Here is a 17,461-nt window from a genome sequence, read left to right on the forward strand (position 1 = left end):
TCTGCTCCGGACGGGGCCCTGGTCAAGCACCGCGGTACAGCCCAAGATCGCACCGACGCGACGCGCGACGCGGGCGGGCCTGTTCGAGGGATTGCCGGAACAACGCCGACGGATGGACGGGTAAACCGATGGACATCAACCCTTACCTCGAGATGATGATTCGACACAAGGCGTCGGATCTCTTCTTCGTGCCCGGAGCACCGGCCAAGATCAAGATCGAAGGGGTGATTCGCTCGATCGGCGAGACCCCTTTGACGCCGACCTTCTGTCGGGAGGCGATCGCGTCCCTGATCGACGCCGATCAGGAACGCGAGCTGGCGGAATCGCTCGAGCTCGACTTCGCCGTCGCCTTGGAGGATCGAGGGCGCTTTCGAGTCAATGCCTATCATCAACGCGGACACCGCGCGATGGTCTTGCGCTACATTCGCAGCAGCATCCCGACCCTCGAGGAGTTGGATCTACCCGCCGTTCTCAGTCGCTTGGTCATGCACAAGCGAGGGATCATCCTGATGGTCGGCGCAACGGGCTCCGGCAAATCGACGACTCTCGCCGCGATGATCGACCATCGCAATCGAACGGCGCCGGGCCACATCATCACCATCGAAGACCCGATCGAGTTCGTGCATCCTCACCAGCAATGCATCGTGAGCCAACGCGAGCTCGGTCTGGATACCAAAGACTACTCCCGTGCGCTGAAGAGCGCTCTGCGCGAGGCGCCGGATGTCATCTTGATCGGCGAGATCCGGACCCGCGAAACCATGGAGGCGGCGATCGAGCTGGCCGGGACAGGTCATTTGGCCATCTCCACACTGCATGCCAACAATGCTTATCAGGCGATGGAGCGCATCGTCAACATGTTCCCGCAGGAGATGCACAAGACACTCTTCACCGATCTCTCCTCCTACATGCGCGCCATCGTCTCCCAACGCTTAGTGCGCAACACGACCGGCGCGCGCTGTGCGGCCATCGAGATCCTGGTCAACACGCCGCATATCGCCGATCTCATTCGCGACGGGCACATCGAAGCGATCGAAGAGGCCATGCAGGGGCATGGCGAGGAAGGGACGGTCACCTTCGACGAGGCGCTCTTGAAGCTTTACCACAAGGGAGCGATTTCATTGGACGAGGCGCTCGCCAACGCGGACTCGGCCCCGAACCTCGAGGCCAAGATCAACTTCGGGTGATACCGGCGCTGCGGACCGCGATCGGTACCGATCAGAATTTCATCTGAAGGCCGCGGACCTTGTTGCGGAAATCGCGGGTGACCGTCTCGGCGTCTTGGTCGCTCGCGACGACCTTCGGGGTCAACACCACGACCAGCTCGGTTCTTCTCGAGACCTTGGAGCGCTGCCCGAAGAGCGGTCCGGCGAACGGGAGGTTGTAGAGTCCCGGAACGCCTTGATTGCCGTCGCTTCGCTCGTTTTGGATCAGACCGCCGAGCACGACGGCTTGGTTCGAGCGCACCGCAACCGAGCTGGTGATGTTGCGCGTTGAGAACGTCGGCGAGTCGAGCGCCGAGCCACCGCTTCCGACCTCGTCGACCGTGCTCACCTCTTGCTCGATCTCCATCTGCACCAGGCCGCCCGGGGTGACCCGTGGTTTCACCGAGAGCATAACGCCCGTGGGCCGATACTCGATGGTGTTGACGACCCGATCAGTGTCCGAGAGGCCCTGCTGCTGGCTGGTCGCGATCGGAACCTCTTTGCCGACCTGAATCTTCGCCGTCTGATTGTCCAGGACCATCACGGACGGGGAGGACAGGACATTGACGAGGTTGTCCTGTGCCAAGGCGCTCAAGGTCGCACGAATGGTGTCGGGCCGACTGATGACGGCCCAGTTGAAGCCCGGGAATGTCAAACCGACGCTGTTTGCAAGCGAGTCGCCCGAGCCCAAGGTGAACTGGCTACGCTGATCCTTGGTGGCGAGTCCGAAGAGATTCCATTGGACCCCGTACCTGAGATTGCCCTCCAGGGTGATCTCCACGATCGTGGCCTCGACGAGGACCTGCAGCGGAAGGATATCCAACTGTTTGAGCGCGTCGAGGATCTTCTTGTAGTCCCTCGGGCTGGACCGGACCATCAGCGAGTTATTGGTCGCGTCGGCAACGATACTGACGGACGAGGAGAGCTCGATCTCGCGGGAGGAGCTGCGCCGCGGTGCCGCCTGTCCGCCGACACCTCCGCCGTCCGCATCCCCGTCACCCGTCGAGCCGATGGACGAGCCGCTCAATCCCGGTGCGACGCCGCCCACGGACGACGAACGCTGCGATGCCTCCCCGCCGAAGAGTTGGGAGAGGGTATCGGCGAGGTTCTCGGCGTCGCCGTGGCGCACCCGATAGACGAATAGACGCTCGGCGGCATCGCCGGTCGCCTCGGCCATGTCGAGGCGTTCGATCCAGTTACTGGCTTGTTGGAGATAACTGGCTTGGGGAGACACCACGAGCACCGCGTTGGCGCTCTCCACCGGAACGAATCTGAAGACACCCTTGAGCGGATTGCTGCCTTCGTCGCCCAACAGCGTCTGAAGCTGGGTGACCACCTCGTTGGCCTTGGCGTACTCGAGTGAGAAGAAACCGACCGAGAGTCCGGCCATCCAATCGACGTCGAAGACGCGAATGGTGTCGAGTAGATTGCCCATGTCTGGACTGGTGCCGGCGATGACCACCAGATTACGGAGGTTGTCGACACGAATCACGCTCCCCTCGGGCGCCAAAGGCTGGAGGATGTTGCTCATCTCCTCCGCACCGATGTACTGCAGGGGTACGACTTGGACGCTGTAGCCTTCCGGGAGGGCGCGGCCCGACTCGCCGAGCTGGGGTACGACGCGACCCTGAACGGCATTCGCCAACGGGACCACCTCGTAGGTACCGCCCGAGTAGACGATGGCCGCATTGTTCATGCGCAGGAGGGTTTCGAGGGTCGGTATCAAGTGGTCGCGCCGCAGCGGGCGCCCGGTCTGCAGCGAGGTGACACCCTGCACCGCGGGATGCAGGACATAGTTCACCTGCAGCAGGTCGCCGAGGATGACCTTGACGACCTCGCGGATGTCCGTCCCGTCGAAGTTCAGCGTGACGTCGCCGGGGGTGGTGTCGACGCTGGGCGGCGAAATCTCGCGAACGAAGGTCCCGGTCCCGCGCTGGAGTGACTCGACGGCCGGACCGGGCGCGTCATCTCCGGCCAGGGCGATGGAGGTTGCGTCGGAGCCGCGCGCCGGTGTGGAGCCGCGCGCTCCGCCCTGCAGCGCGCGGGTTCCGTCCTCGCCCATGTCGTCGACCCGTACGGTCGGATCCCAGTAGGCGCGCTCGCAGGCCGACGAGACGACGGCAAGCATCAGAACGATCGCGAGTCGCTGCACGTTGCGCACGGATGGACGGGCGCCGCGACGGCACTTTGGATCCAAAATGGCCTCGTTCGAGTCAGCTCGGCTCGGCAGGCCGACGAAATCAGAAATCCTGGGGATCATTGTTGAGCGGGATCCGCGGGTTGAAGCACCCGGGGCGGGCGCCGCGGGACCGGCATCGGGGCAGCCGGGCTTGGTGTTTTTCCATAGTCCCGCAATATTAGCGCATCCTGCTCGCCTTGTCGCTCGAGCAAGACGCGATCCGGGAGGATCGTCTGAACCGACCAGCCCTCGAGATCATCGCCGATGCGCAGACGCCTGAGCTTCGGCTCGTTCGGATCCTGTATCCAGGCCGAGACCAGAGTCGGGGTGATGATGACGGCACTCAGGTTCATACCGTCGAGCGATGTTGCGACATCCGGTTCGGGGCTCGTCTGCGCCTCCGGATCCACGTCCTCTTCCGGTCGACGCTCGGGACGAAACAGCGGTCGGTCGGTCACGCTCGCGTAGGCGTCTTTCGGATCCTGAGGCGGCAATTGCGCTGCCGCGTCCAGCTCGCTCCCGACGGGTGTATTCGGGCCCGCCGAAGAACCCGCATCGAGGCCGACGCTCGACGGACCGGGCGGCCAATCCTTCCACTGCAAGACGAGCATCGACACCAAGGCGAGCAGCACGAATCCCGGGAGCCATTTCATCGTGCGTCACCTCCGAGCGTGAATCCGAAGATGTCGAGCCTCACCGTCAATTCGCCGGCCGGGTTGGCCGGCGGTCGGCGGATCATGCGGCCTCGCGGGGCCGACGCGGGCTGTTGCGGACGCGCGGAGGAGCGTACCGAGACCTGATCGACGAACAGGAAAGGCCGCGCTTGCTCGATGTCGTAGAGGACATCGAGGAGGGTCTCGGTCGATCCTTGGATCTGCGTACGCACACGGACCCGCGGCGGGCTCTCATCGGGAGGCCCGGGCAAGATTTGAGTACTGATCAGGCGACCGCTCGCCGCAGTGACGATGTCCTGAACCTGCCGCTGAAGCTCGGCACCCGCCAAGGCCGCTGTCGGTGCATCGAAATAAAACGCCTTGAAGCTCTCGTTGGCACGGACCCTCTCGAGCTCGGCTCTTAGCTCGGGCAGGGTCCGAATGAGCCTCCGATAACGCACGAGTTGATCCTCGCTGTCGGCAATCCGGGCTGAAAGCGCGCCCATCTCGCTGGACCAGGCGATCGCCAGTCCGCCGATCACGAAAAGGGGCAGCGACAAGAGCAGGGTCCAAGCCAGTAGGCAGACGATCTTAGGGCTCGATGGGGCCTTCATTCTTCCCCCGCGAGCGTGAACCGCAGCGAGATATTGAAACGCTCCTTGCCGGTTTGAGGGACCTGGGTCACGGGCGAGCGAAACGAGACCTCGTCGATACCGGGTGCTTGCTCGAGCAGGGCGATCAAGGCGGTGGCTTGTCCGGATTCGCCCCGCAGCTCGACCTGCCCGCTGTTGTAGTCGAGGGTCTGAATCCAAGTGTCGTCGGGGATGCGGTCACTCAGCTCGCGCAGCAAGACGAGGATGTTGGGCTCATCGAGTTTCTGTCGAAGAACGGCCGTGCTTCCCAAGCGTGCCCGCTCGAGCTCCTGGCGCAGATCGTCGACCGCGACCGCTTCGACTCGCGACCGCCGCACCTCTGCGTCGAGGGCGTCGGCAATCCGTTTCTGTTGCCACAGGGGTCCGATCAGAACAACGGCGATCAGTACCGCCATCGCGGCCCAGAGTAGTTTGTCGACACTGAAGAGGTCGAGACGGCGCTTGGGACGCTCCGCGGGCGGCAAGAGGTTCGCGGAGGACCAGGCCCCTTCCCAGGCAATCCGATCGATCGGCGCCCCCGCATCGCGCATGCGCTTGACCCAGGCATCTGCAAGGTCGCGGCGGCACAAGGCGAGGTCGACCTTCAGACGCGGGGCACCTTTCGGGCCCGGCTTGGCGAGGAAATCGTAAAGGACGTCACCGGCTTGGAACGGCGAGAGGCGATCAAGCTCGAAGCGAATCACCTGAGGAAGATTGGCTCGCACCTGGGACGGCAGGGAGACGCTGCGAGTCAGGATATCCTCGCGCGGCATCATCAAGACGCGGGTCGGGGAGCGCTCCTTTCCGGATCGTGCGACCTCGGGTAGCGGAATCGCCGCATCGAGCCCGAGCTCCCCGACCGGCTCGCGCTCCTCGCCGGCCAGCAGGAACAGGCGCGCGGTCGATTCCTCGGGCTCGATGACCAAACGACGGTTGCGGTGCGCAAGAAAACGACGAACCGAGATAGGCAGACAGACCAGGAGGGAGCGCCTGACGAGACGGTCGATGTCGTCGAGGCCTGCAGCCGGGCCGTTCGGGAGCTGCGCGAGGAATTTGAGTCGATCGCTGAGGGACATGAGTGCCAGTCGGAATGGGGTTTTCGATCCGTGTCGGATGCCGCATGCCTAGGCTCGCGATCAGCCGACCCCTTGAGTGTACGTCCAGCCGTCGCCGCGGCGCCAGTCAACCGGCGTCGTCTTCGCCGTCGATCGGCGCCGCCGGTGCACCGGGTAGCCCGAAACGGCGCCAACGCACCTGATAGGGAGGTTGTTGCCCGGGGGTTGACTCGATCAACGCCTCCATGCGGCGTCCACCGCCGCCCGGGCCGGTTTCAGCCACCTCGATCCGGTAGAGGGGTCCTGCTCGATCCACGACCCTCGGCCCGCTGCTGTCGTCGAACAGAGGGGAGTCGCGCTCGACGACCCGAAGCTGCGCATCTTCAAACGGGATCCCCTGGGTCGCGGCGATGGCGGCCGCGGAGGCGAACCGTTCGTCGAATCCAGCCCCATCGAGATCGACGCTGACCTCCGGGGCCAAGCGTGTGTAGATCTCGGGCGTCATCCCCAGGACCTGCATCAGCTCCTCGACGGCCACGAAGGGCGCATCCTTCGCCCCGAAGGTCAGGCCGACATCGCGATAGTCGCCGTCCTCCGCACCGTTCAGCAGCGACAGATCGTCCTCGTCGCGCCAATCGACGATCGCTGCGGCGAGCGACGTCGCCGGATCCTCCTCCATACCGAGCGTCACGAGGAGCGCCGAGAGCAGCTCCGGCGTGGCCTGATTCAGATCGATGCGCGATCCCTCGTTAAAGACCCGGATCGCAAGATCCACCCCGCCGAACCGCCAAGGCACGGCGACACCGTTGGGCAACCAGACGGGCACGTCGGGATCGGCCGCATCGGGCGGCGGCATGGCGAAGACCAGGACCGTAAAGGCGATGGCGGCATCCGCGGCGGTCCGAAAGCGAGCGCCCGAGACGTGATTGTCGCTCAAGGCCGTCTCGGTGCGCTGCGCGGCGGTCAGGCCGACCGCCATGACGGTGAGGAGGGTGAGCACCCAGAGCACCAGGACCAAGGCGATGCCCCGTTGATGTCGAGCGCTCCGGCGCGACCCGCTCAAAAGAGGCGCACCGGTAGGCTGACCAGCAGGTCCGGCCAGGACTGCGCGGGCGTTGCAAGACGGATTTGCAGGAGACTCGGCATGGTCGATTGGCCGATCCACTCCTCATGCCAATCAGGCTCGATCTCCCCGTCCGCGGTACCGAAATAGGCGATCTGAAACTCTTCGACCCGGTCCAGGAGCAGGGTCCGGCCGAAGGCTCCGGCGGCGGCATCCATGTCCAGCGGGGTCGCGTCCAGCCCGAAACCCGAGTCGGTCTCCAACGGTTCCCACGTCGGGATCTCGTCGGTGCCCTCGAGCACCTCCGGATGGACCAACCAGCGCGTCAGGACCAGACTCACGTCTTGGTCGATGGGTACCAGGCCGAGACGCAGGATGTAGAGTCCGGGAACACCGACCTGAGTGGAAAGCGGTGCGACAAACTCCAGGCGCTCGCTGTCGCCGGCGAAGACGCTGATCATCTCGGCGTCGAGCGTCAAGGTCGTCGCCCGTGCCTGACTCAGGGTGGACATCAGAAAATCGCGCGCGACCCGAACCTCCGAGACCCGCTCGGAGGTCGCATCCACCCCTTCCCAAGCGCGCGAGCCGAGGCTCAATCCGGAAAAGAGCATGAGCGTGATGAGACTGACGAGCGCCAAAGCGATAAGCAGCTCGATCAGTGTAAAGCCCATGGCGTCACGCAACCCTCGCGGGGCCGGCCTTGCACGCGCCCTGGACCAAGACGCGGCCAAGACGGCGATTCGACGGGGCTCCGTCCTGCCCGGAAAACCAGGAGAACGCGTGCCGACACATCCAAAATCAGGACGCTGCACACTCCCGAACCGCGTCTGATGCGACGATCGTTGACTCATTCGAGGCCGATCCCGGTTGAAAAGGCTCCACGCCATGACGGACGCGGCTCAGAACCGTTCGCCCAGGCGTAGGGTCGAAAGCGTCAGGCTGCGGACCTGGCTCCCGTCCTGCCAAAGCGAGGTCGCGTTCACACGGTAGGGCGTGGCCGGCGGCTCTGCACCGAACTCCTCGCCGAGCGTGACCGGTAGGATGGTCACCTCCCAGGCAATGCCACCCTCTGGGTCGCCCGAAACGGAGCCTTCCTCCAAGGGGATCGCGGTGCCCACGGCATTGAGCTTGGATTCGGCCAACGACGCGGCACGGCTGTATTGGGAGGACACCAGGGTGGTCCGCGACGCTTGGGAAAAGATCTGCATCAGGACGCCGAGCGACACGGAGAGGATGGCGAAGGCAACCAAGACCTCAAGAAGCGAAAAGCCGGTCTGAGGTCGTCTTCGGTGTCGCAAGATCTTCAACGCGCGCTCCATGGCGCCATGCGGATGCGCCCCGTCAACCAGACGACGCCGACCTGGTAGCCGGATTCCTCGCTCGCCAGGATGATGCGGCCCCCGGTCGAGCTCCCGTCGGGAAAGAACCGGATCGCCCCGCGTTGCTCGTCGAGCATCTCGCGATCGGCGGCCTCGAGCGTGACATCCAGACGCTTCGGGAGCGTCAGGCTGCGGTGCCCTTGGAGTTCGAGACGGTGTTGCTCGACGTCGACGATCAAGGCGACCTCCGACCCCTGACGAATGGCAAGCTCGCGCGCAAGACGAAGGCTGCTGACGGTTCTGCGCGCCGCGGCCTTCATCTCCACGCCCGGCATCGCCGCCGAGAAGAGCGGCGGCACGGCCGACATGGCCAATGCGGCGATCGCCAAGACCACAAGCAGCTCCACGAGTGTGAAGCCGCGGCGGCTTCGGCGCCTTGCAATCGGATTCATGGCTGCGTCTGCGCGAGACGCCGATGAGGGGCCGAGCTCAATCCCAACTGCGGATGTCCGCGTTCTCGCCGTCGCCGCCCTCGCGGTTGTCCGCCCCGAGCGACCAGATATCGAAGGCCCCGTTCTCGCCCGGGAAACGGTACTGATAGTCGAAGCCCCAAGGGTCCTTCGGAACGTCGCCCTTTCTCAGGTAGGGACCGTTCCAGCTTTGGATGTTGGCCGGACGCTCCACGAGCGCCTGCAGACCCTCCGATTGAGTCGGATAGCGGCCGACCTCCAATCGGTACATATCCAGGGTCGCGGCAAGGTTCTCGACCTGGAGCTTGGCCGTTTTGGTCTTCGAGGTGCCGAGGAAGCTCATGACCTGGGGACCGACGAGTCCCGCCAGAAGGCCGAGGATCGCGAGGACGACGAGCAGCTCGACGAGCGTGAAACCGCGAAGGCGTCTTGATTGATTCAGGGATCGATTCAGGGATTGATTCGTGTACATAGGTAGGCTCGGATGACTTTGAATATGTGCGGTCATTGTATGGGGCCCTCGGCGCAGGGCCAAGGCGATCGGCACCCGCACGGGCGATGGGCGAGCGCGTCAGAACACCAGCTCGTTGGCCCCGAGAATGGCCATCAGGATCGAGATGATGATGCCCGCAACGACGACGCCGAGCCCGATGATGAGAATCGGCTCGAGCAGCGTCAGCATACTCTGGACACTGTTGCGGGTCTCGCGATCGTAGATGCTCGCCACCTTGGCAAGCATGGCGTCGAGACTGCCGGACTCTTCGCCGACGCGGATCATTTGCAGCGCGAGATCCGGCAACACCTCGAGACGTGCCAAGGGTCCGGCGAGACCGCGGCCGTGCTTGAGGTCGTCGCCGGCCTCGTTGAGCAGCCCCGCGAGCTTGCGATTGGAGACCACCTCTTTGGCAAGCGTCAGGGCGCTGAGCAGGGGCAGACCGTTTTTCAGGAGCGTCGCCAGCGTGTGGCAGAGTCGGGCCGTCTCCATCTTCCAGATCAGATCGCCGAACAGCGGCACGCCAAGCACCTTATTGTCGAATCGATCGCGGACGATAGGATCCTGAAACCAGCGTTCCAACACCACCGCGATCAAGGCGATGACGACCAACATGGCCCACCAATAGTTGCGGAAGAGATCGCCGGTCGCGACCACGATCCGGGTCGGCAACGGCAGGGCCTCGCCCATGTCATCGAAGAGCACCGTAAACTGGGGCACCACGAAGACCAACAACATGATCACCGACAAGCCCGCGACCACCAAGAGGATGGAGGGATAGACCAGCGCGGAGGTGATCGTCTGGCGCAACTCCGCCACGCGCTCGAGATAATCGGCGAGTCGATTCAGGACCTGGTCCAGCGCGCCGCTGGCCTCGCCCGCGCGCACCATATTGACGTAGAGCCGGGGGAATTGCCCGTCCTGTAGGTCAAGCGCGCTGGAAAAGGTCGCGCCGCCGCGCACGCGATCCTGCAGATCCGACAAGACCTGGATCAGGTGGTCCTCCTCGGTGAGCTCCACCAGGATCTGCAGCGATCGATCCAGGGTCATTCCGGCCTCGAGGAGCGTCGCCAGCTCGCGGGTCAGGATGCCGATCTCCTTTTGGTTGATGCGCCGACGTCGTGTCCGCACGAAGCGAGCGCGCAGCCCTGCCGAGGAGCGGGTCTCGATCGGGATCAATCCCTCCGACTGGAGCTGGCGAACCAGCGCGGCCTCGTCGACCGCCTCCTGCTCGCCCTCGACCGACTCTCCGTCGAGCTTGACCGCTTTGTAGAAATATTTCGGCACTTCAGTCCTCTGTTGAACCGCGTCCGGCGCAATGGGCACCGGGTGCGTACTGTATCGAGGTCGAAACACTCATTCGACCTAGTCGGGGACGCGGTTCAAGTGTTTGAAGATCGACTCGTGTTTTTCCTGAGCCGCGTCCAGCTCGGAGCCTTCGGGTGCAACCGAGCGTTGCTTCGAGACACGACATAAGGAGTCGCTCGGGACGCGGCTCAGTCGACGCTCGCCTCTTCGCCTGACTCGGCGACACGCAGCACCTCCTCGATCGTCGTGCGGCCGTCGAGCGCCTTTCGCAGGCCGTCCAGGTACATGGTTTCCATACCCTCGGCGACGGCGATGCGACGGATCTCGGTCGCGGTCGCATGATTCAAAACGGCCTTGCGGACCTGATCCGTCATCAGCAGAACCTCGGTAATGACCAGACGGCCGCGATAGCCGGTTCCGTTGCACGCATCGCAGCCGACGGCTCGATGCAGCTCGACATCCTCCGGCGCCGCTCCGAGGGCGGCAAAACGCGCCGCCAGCTCCGGGATCGCCGGGTAGGACTCCCGACAATGCGGGCAGAGCTTGCGCACCAGGCGCTGGGCGAGGATCCCGTTGATCGTGGAGGTCAGCAGATAGTCCTCCACACCCATCTCGAGCAGGCGTGTCACGCCGCTGGCGGCGTCGTTGGTATGGAGGGTCGAGAGCACGACATGCCCGGTGAGAGCCGACTGGACGGCGATTCGGGCGGTCTCGAGGTCGCGCATCTCGCCGACCATGATGACGTCTGGATCTTGCCGCACGATGGCGCGCAGGGCGCTGGCGAAGGTCATGCCGATCGCGCTCTTGACCTGGATCTGGTTGATCCCGGCCAACTGGTACTCCACGGGATCCTCGACCGTGATGATCTTACGCTCCTCGGTGTTCATCCGGCTGAGCGCAGTGTATAGGGTTGTGCTCTTACCTGAGCCGGTCGGTCCGGTCACCAGCAGGATGCCGTAAGGTTTCTCGAGGATCAGCCTGAGGCGCTCGCGCGGCGAGCCGTCGAACCCGAGTGCGTCCAGGTCGAAGCGCACGCTCTCCTTGTCGAGCAGACGCATGACGACGCTCTCGCCGAACATGGTCGGAACGGTGGAGACACGCAGGTCCAGCTCCCGTCCCTGGATTCGGATCGGGATACGCCCGTCTTGAGGCAGGCGCCGCTCGGCGATATTGAGCTTGGCCATGATCTTGACGCGCGAGATCACCGCCGCAGTTGACCGCACCGGCGGGGCATCGACCTCTTTGAGGATCCCGTCGACGCGGTAACGCACCTTGAGCTCGTCGGAGAAGGGCTCGATGTGGATGTCCGATGCACGCGACTCGAGGGCCTTTTGAATGAGCTGGTTGACCATCCGGATGACCGGCGCCTCGCTGGCGAGGTCCTTGAGGTGCTCGATATCCTCCTCGTCGAAATCGCCGAGCGCCCCCTCGACGCTCTCCGGCGCCTCTTCGACCTTCTCGTAGAGGCGCTCGAGGGCCAGCTCGATCTCGCTCGGCAACCCCACAAGCGCCTTCACGGGTTTGCCCGCCGCCATCTGCATGGCCTCGACCGCGAACCGATCGATCGGATGGGCGAACGCGACTTGGATGCTGTCCCCATCCTCGGACAAGGGGAGCACCTTCGCGTCCTTGAGAAACCGCAGACTGAAGAGATCCTCGCGCAACGGCTCGGACGGGAAGGTGCTCGCGTCGGTCAGGGGAAGCTCGAGTACGTCGGACATCGCCTGTGCCATGTCGCGCTCGGAGATGAGTCCCAAGCGGACAAGCATCGGCAGGAGCGGATCGCCCGCCTCGTCGGCGAGACGCCGCGCCCGCGCGAGATCGCCCGGCGAGAGTTTCCCCGACGCGTGCAGGTGGGCGACGACCCGCCCCTCCGGCGGGGGTTCCGGTTGCAGGTTCGACGGGGCCTCCGAGGCGCCGGCCGTGTCGGACTCCGCGGAAGCGGTGGCCGAGGCAAGAGGGGAGCCGGGGCGGGCAGCGAGCATGTGCAACCCGGAAGACAGCTCGTCGAGGTCGTCGCGCCTCGCGCTGATGCTCGGTGCCTCGTCGAGGACGGCGTCGTCATGCATCGGCATTTCTCCGGTCTTGGACGGCCTCGGTCGACAGGGTTTCGACGCGCGGCTCAGGGTGCCATTCCGGCAGCATCGCCCGCAAGATGCTTACCATCGCGGCGTGTTCATCCGCGGCCGCAGCCTGCTCGAGTGCCGCAACGCCTTGCTCGGGCGCGGCTGCGATGAGTCCGCCGTTCCCCTTGGCCACGCGAATCTTTGGATGACGCGTCGCGACAAGATCCTCGGAGTCATAGAAGAGCTCTTCGTAGAGTTTCTCCCCGGGACGCAAGCCAATGTAGTGAATGGAAATCTCCTCGCCCGGCTCGCGCCCGGAGAGTCGGATCATCTGCTCGGCAAGATACCTGATCTTCACCGGCTCGCCCATGTCCAACACGAAGATCTCCCCTCCGTCTCCGATCACCGCGGCCTGCATGATCAGCTGGCACGCCTCGGGGATGGTCATGAAGAACCGCTCGATGTCCGGGTGGGTCACCGTGACTGGTCCGCCGTGCTCGATTTGGCGACTGAACAGAGGCACCACGCTGCCCGCGGATCCGAGAACATTGCCGAATCGCACGGTGATGTAGCGACACGCGGATTCCTGATCCAAGGCCTGACAGATCGCCTCCGCCACGCGCTTGGTGGCACCCATGACATTGGCGGGGTGCACGGCCTTGTCGGTCGAGATCAAGACGAAGCGCTCGCATGCCCAGCGTGAGGCGGCCTCCGCGACAACACGGGTCCCGACCACGTTGTTGCGCACCGCCGCACGGATCTGATCCTCGAGCATCGGGACGTGTTTGTAGGCTGCGGCATGGAAGATGATCTGCGGACGTTCGGCCGCAAAGACCGCATCCAGACCGGCGGCATCGGCCACGTCCAAGAGGTAGCGCGTGAAGCACAGGCTCGGATAGCGCTCGACCAGCTCCATCTCGATGCGGTAGAGGTTGTACTCGCCGTTGTCGACCAGGATCAAGCGAGACGGAAGGGCCGCGGCGATCTGTCGTACCAGCTCCGAGCCGATGGAACCGCCGGCACCCGTGACCAGAACAGCGCGTGCGGAGAGTCCCGCGCGGATCCCCTCCCAGTCCAGACTGACGGGATCGCGCCCCAGCAGATCCTCGATCGAGACAGGCCGCAGCTGACTGATGCTGACCTGCCCGGTCATGAGATTACGCAGCTCCGGGACGGTACGGAACGGCCGACCGGTGCCTTCGCACAACTCGACCAGGCGGCGCATTTCCTTGGCCGTCGCGCTTGGAACGGCCAACATCAGGAGATCGATGTCCTCGCGTGCGACGAGCTCCGGAATCGCCGCGGTCCGCCCGATTACGGGGACACCGTGAACCTCGCCGCCCTGTCGACGCGGCTTGTCGTCGACGAAGCCCACCGGGAAATAGGATCGGCTCGCATCGCGAAGCATGTCGCGCACCAACATCTCGCCTGCACGCCCGGCCCCCACGATCAGGACACGCTGCCCGGAGCTCAAGTTGAGTCGGTGGTCCTTCATCCAGCGATACAGCAGGCGTGGACCGGCCAACAGGATCACCTGAAGCCCCAGAAAGAGCACGGGCACGGATCGCGGGATCAGCTCGGTGCGGTTCAGAATGAAGAGCGTGACCACCACCAGCACCGTCCCGGCGACCGCGGCCTTCACGATGCGCACCAGATCGGGGAGCGACGCGAACCGCCACACCCCCCGATAGAGCCCGAACATCCAGAAGACGGTGCCTTGAATCACCAGGACCCAAGGCAAGGAGTTGAACGCACTGTCGACGAATTCCGGCGGGATTCGACCGAGATTGAACCGCAGCCAATAGGCGGCGAGCCAGGCCACCGGGATCATGAGGAGATCGTGCGAGAAGGCGGCGGTACGCGAGCGCAGGCGGTCGAGCAGCGGATTCATGTCGGCTCCGTCGAGGCGGTGCGCTCGACCAGTCGTACCTTAAAATGGATCAAAGCATAGATCATCGTCCAAGCCCCGATCACCAGCCACTGCTCATGCGGCGGGAGGCCCGGGGAGGCCACCGCGCAGGCGGCTGCGGCGGCCATGATCGGATAGGCGTGCAGGAGAGTGCGACGGTGCGTCCATCCGGCCAGAACCAAGCGCTGGTAGTGATGTTGGCGATGCGGCTCCCAGATGCGCTCGCGCCGCGCCAGACGGGCCAGCAGGGTCCAGGTGGCATCAAGGATGAATGGCGAGAAGGCGAGCCAGGCGCTCCACAGCGGAAAGAGTCCGAGATGGGTACCCCATAGCGAGAAGGCGGCCACGAACAACCCCAGGCTCGACGAGCCCGCGTCGCCCAGGAAGATGCGTGCCGGCGGAAAATTACCGGTCAGAAACCCGGCGCTCGCAACGGCGACACAGGCCGACGCCAGCGCGAAGAGCGCTTCACCGCCGGACCAGCCCAGGATTGCGAACGCGGAGAATCCGAACAGCGCCATCCCTGCGGCGAAGCCGTCCATCCCGTCCATGAAGTTGTAGAGATTGATAAGCCAGACGACATAGACCAGCGTGAGCACCGCAGCAACCCAGCCCGGAAAGACCAGGACCCAGCCCGGCAGATCCAGCACGTCCCAGTGCAGCCCGCCGCCGATCAATAGGACGGCTGCGCCGACCTGGGCAAGGAGTCTCAGACGACGCGAGACCTCGCCCAGGTCGTCGAGGAAGGCGATCGCCGCGACCGGGAACGCGGCTGCGGCGATCCAGCCCAGCTCGGGGGCGGAGATCCCCAAGATGGCCAAGACCGCGAGCGGCGCGCCCACGCCGAGCAGAACGGCCAGACCGCCGCTGCGAGGCACCGGGGAGCTGTGCAGCGAGCGCGCATTGGGGTAATCGAGCGGCCCGCGTCCGGCTGCCCCGTGCGAGGCCAACCAGCGCGTTGCCGACATGCTCAGCAACAACGAGGCGAGTGCTGCGGCAGCCGAGATCGGCGTATCGAGGGGCATGATCCTTGTTGTCCTGGGCTCACCGTGATCCGGGCCGGCGGCTTCGGTCTCCGGTCAGAGTGTTCGAACCAATCCGCGCTCGACCTGGTCGCGCGATTCGCGCCCGAGCAAGAGCTCGATGAGTTGCAGAGCGAAGTCCATTGCCGTACCGGGGCCGCGCGAGGTCACGATGAGTGAGTCGACAACCACCGGCGCATCGCTCAGCCTGACCTTCGGAAAGGCTTCGGGATCGACTGCACCGGGGTAGGCGGTCGCCGATCGCCCGTCGAGCAAACCTGCGCCCGCGAGGACCTTGGGGGCGGCACAGATCGCCGCGATGTAGCGTTGCGCCGCATGTTGACTGCGAAGCAACGCGATGATTCGCGGATCCGCGGCAAGATGGTCGGCCCCGGGGAGGCCGCCCGGCAGGACGACCATATCGAAGGTTCGCCCGAGGACATCGTCGAGCCGGGTGTCGGCGATCAAGAGGGTGCCCCGGCTTGCGGTCACCGGACGATTGTCGAGCCCGGCCGTGACGACATCGATTCCGGCGCGGCGCAGCAGGTCGATGATCGTGACGGCCTCGAGCTCTTCGCATCCCTGAGCTAGGGGGACGAGTACGCTTGGCATGATCGACTCCGATGTTGACAGAAAACGCCTCGGGGGACCTCACTCGAACGAACGGCTCAAGGAGTGCCCAGCCGTCCGAAAATATTCAATGCCTTTAAAACGTTGAGTGCTTCCGCCAGTTGAAAGTCCTCCGCGACGAGCGACGCCTTTTCGGCATCGTCCTCGGATGCGGACTCCTCGGCCTCGTCCTCGAGGTGACGAATGAGATCGGACTCCTTTAGATCCTCCACGCCGTTCCCCGCTAACGGTTTGAACTCCCCGCGCTCGAGCTCGATGTCCGGGGTGATGCCTTGGGCTTGAATCGACCGCCCGGAGGGCGTGAAGTAGCGAGCGGTCGTGAGCTTGAGGGCGGTTGTGTCGTCGATCGGCACGATGGTCTGGACGGAGCCCTTACCGAAGGTTTGATTGCCCATGACGATGGCGCGTTTGTGGTCCTGCAGGGCACCGGCGACGATCTCGGATGCCGAGGCGCTGCCGCCGTTGACCAGAACGACGATCGGAGCACCGGACAGGACGTCATCCGGTCCGGCCTGAAATTGGAGCTTGCTGTCGTCCTGCCGACCCTTGGTATAGACGATCAGTCCACCGGTGAGGAAGGCGTCGCTCACCCCGACCGCGCTGTTGAGCACCCCGCCGGGGTTGTTGCGCAGGTCGAGCACAAGACCTTGCAGCGTGCCGTCGTTGGCCGCCTTGAGCGTTTCGACCGCGGCCAAGACATCCTCGGTCGTGCGCGATTGGAAGTGCGAGACGCGGATGTACCCGAAGCCGGGCTCCAAGGTGCGGCTGCGCACGCTCGCGACCTGAATGATCGCCCGCTCGAGCGTGACGTCGAACGGGCGCTCGTCGCCGGAACGCACGATCGTGAGCTCGATGCTCGTGCCGGGCTCGCCCCGCATCAAGGTCACGGCATCGTTCAGGCTCATCCCCTTGACCGGCTTTTGGTCGATGCGCACGATGGTATCGCCGGACTGTAGTCCGGCACGTTGAGCCGGGGTGTCGTCGATCGGTGCGATCACCTTGACGAAGCCGTCTTCCATTCCGACCTCGATCCCCAGACCCCCGAACTCTCCGCGGGTGCCGACCTGCAGCTCCTGGAACTCATCGTTGTCCAGATAAGCCGAGTGGGGGTCGAGACCTGCGAGCATGCCGCGGATCGCGCCTTCCAGAAGGGACTTGTCCTCGACCCCCTCGACGTATTCCTCCTTGATGCGTCCGAAGACCTCCGCAAAGGTTCGCAGGTCGCGCAGCGGGAGTGCATTCTCGGCCGCGGCCGGCGTCGGCTCGGCTTCTGGAATATCCGGGTTCTCGACCGTCTCGGCGAACGCTCGATCGCCACCCGCGCCCGGCCAGACGAGACAAATTCCGAGAATCAGGGTCGAGGCAAAGGATAGGGGTCGGGTCATGGCATGCATCATGGAATCACGTCGGTTGGGGCCGGCCCGCAGCTAGGAGGGCCGTGCGGAGCGAGGCCGTGCACA

16 protein-coding genes are annotated in these 17,461 nt (G+C 64.6%); 1 reads left to right on the forward strand and 15 read right to left on the reverse strand.

Going from position 1 to position 17,461, the window contains the following annotated elements:
• Window positions 1–128: 128 nt before the first annotated feature.
• Window positions 129–1,184 carry a PilT/PilU family type 4a pilus ATPase gene (locus tag THIMADRAFT_RS12565; protein WP_007193422.1) on the forward strand — a complete coding sequence of 352 codons (1,056 nt, stop codon included), beginning with the start codon at window positions 129–131 and terminating at the stop codon, window positions 1,182–1,184.
• A 31-nt stretch (window positions 1,185–1,215) separates the two neighbouring features.
• Here the strand turns inward: THIMADRAFT_RS12565 and gspD are convergent, their stop codons facing one another.
• The 15 genes from gspD to THIMADRAFT_RS12640 form a co-directional block, all read right to left on the reverse strand.
• A complete protein-coding gene (gene gspD / locus THIMADRAFT_RS12570) occupies window positions 1,216–3,462 on the reverse strand; it encodes a type II secretion system secretin GspD (RefSeq protein ID WP_007193423.1) in 2,247 nt (748 codons plus the stop codon).
• Window positions 3,459–4,034: a type II secretion system protein N gene (locus THIMADRAFT_RS12575; protein WP_007193424.1), complete on the reverse strand. Its 576-nt coding sequence runs from the start codon at window positions 4,032–4,034 to the stop codon at window positions 3,459–3,461. Before THIMADRAFT_RS12575 ends, gspD begins: the two co-directional genes overlap by 4 nt.
• Window positions 4,031–4,648 carry a type II secretion system protein GspM gene (gene gspM, locus THIMADRAFT_RS12580; protein ID WP_007193425.1) on the reverse strand — a complete coding sequence of 206 codons (618 nt, stop codon included), beginning with the start codon at window positions 4,646–4,648 and terminating at the stop codon, window positions 4,031–4,033. The genes THIMADRAFT_RS12575 and gspM overlap by 4 nt, the downstream gene beginning before the upstream one ends.
• Complete coding sequence (locus THIMADRAFT_RS12585) at window positions 4,645–5,742, reverse strand: PilN domain-containing protein (protein WP_007193426.1); 1,098 nt, start codon at window positions 5,740–5,742, stop codon at window positions 4,645–4,647. The genes gspM and THIMADRAFT_RS12585 overlap by 4 nt, the downstream gene beginning before the upstream one ends.
• 106 nt (window positions 5,743–5,848) lie before the next feature.
• On the reverse strand, window positions 5,849–6,784 hold the full coding sequence (locus tag THIMADRAFT_RS12590; protein ID WP_007193427.1) for a type II secretion system minor pseudopilin: 936 nt from the start codon (window positions 6,782–6,784) through the stop codon (window positions 5,849–5,851).
• Window positions 6,781–7,455 carry a prepilin-type N-terminal cleavage/methylation domain-containing protein gene (locus tag THIMADRAFT_RS12595; protein WP_007193428.1) on the reverse strand — a complete coding sequence of 225 codons (675 nt, stop codon included), beginning with the start codon at window positions 7,453–7,455 and terminating at the stop codon, window positions 6,781–6,783. Before THIMADRAFT_RS12595 ends, THIMADRAFT_RS12590 begins: the two co-directional genes overlap by 4 nt.
• 228 nt (window positions 7,456–7,683) lie before the next feature.
• The gene (locus THIMADRAFT_RS12600; RefSeq protein WP_233490249.1) at window positions 7,684–8,091 is read right to left on the reverse strand and encodes a type IV pilus modification PilV family protein; all 408 of its coding nucleotides are present in this window, start codon (window positions 8,089–8,091) and stop codon (window positions 7,684–7,686) included.
• Window positions 8,088–8,555: a GspH/FimT family pseudopilin gene (locus tag THIMADRAFT_RS12605; RefSeq protein ID WP_007193430.1), complete on the reverse strand. Its 468-nt coding sequence runs from the start codon at window positions 8,553–8,555 to the stop codon at window positions 8,088–8,090. Before THIMADRAFT_RS12605 ends, THIMADRAFT_RS12600 begins: the two co-directional genes overlap by 4 nt.
• A 37-nt stretch (window positions 8,556–8,592) precedes the next feature.
• The gene (gene gspG, locus THIMADRAFT_RS12610) at window positions 8,593–9,045 is read right to left on the reverse strand and encodes a type II secretion system major pseudopilin GspG (protein ID WP_007193431.1); all 453 of its coding nucleotides are present in this window, start codon (window positions 9,043–9,045) and stop codon (window positions 8,593–8,595) included.
• A gap of 99 nt (window positions 9,046–9,144) precedes the next feature.
• A complete protein-coding gene (locus THIMADRAFT_RS12615; RefSeq protein WP_007193432.1) occupies window positions 9,145–10,353 on the reverse strand; it encodes a type II secretion system F family protein in 1,209 nt (402 codons plus the stop codon).
• Between the two features lie 209 nt (window positions 10,354–10,562).
• Complete coding sequence (gene gspE / locus THIMADRAFT_RS12620) at window positions 10,563–12,443, reverse strand: type II secretion system ATPase GspE (RefSeq protein WP_007193433.1); 1,881 nt, start codon at window positions 12,441–12,443, stop codon at window positions 10,563–10,565.
• A complete protein-coding gene (locus tag THIMADRAFT_RS12625; protein WP_007193434.1) occupies window positions 12,436–14,331 on the reverse strand; it encodes a polysaccharide biosynthesis protein in 1,896 nt (631 codons plus the stop codon). Before THIMADRAFT_RS12625 ends, gspE begins: the two co-directional genes overlap by 8 nt.
• A complete protein-coding gene (locus tag THIMADRAFT_RS12630; protein ID WP_007193435.1) occupies window positions 14,328–15,374 on the reverse strand; it encodes an MraY family glycosyltransferase in 1,047 nt (348 codons plus the stop codon). Before THIMADRAFT_RS12630 ends, THIMADRAFT_RS12625 begins: the two co-directional genes overlap by 4 nt.
• A gap of 54 nt (window positions 15,375–15,428) precedes the next feature.
• Window positions 15,429–15,983 (reverse strand): DJ-1 family glyoxalase III, encoded by a 555-nt coding sequence (locus THIMADRAFT_RS12635; protein WP_007193436.1) that lies wholly within the window; start codon window positions 15,981–15,983, stop codon window positions 15,429–15,431.
• Window positions 15,984–16,039: 56 nt separating this feature from the next.
• On the reverse strand, window positions 16,040–17,395 hold the full coding sequence (locus THIMADRAFT_RS12640) for a S41 family peptidase (protein WP_139052827.1): 1,356 nt from the start codon (window positions 17,393–17,395) through the stop codon (window positions 16,040–16,042).
• Between the last annotated feature and the right edge of the window lie 66 nt (window positions 17,396–17,461).

This window comes from Thiocapsa marina 5811, assembly GCF_000223985.1.
Lineage (GTDB): Bacteria > Pseudomonadota > Gammaproteobacteria > Chromatiales > Chromatiaceae > Thiocapsa > Thiocapsa marina.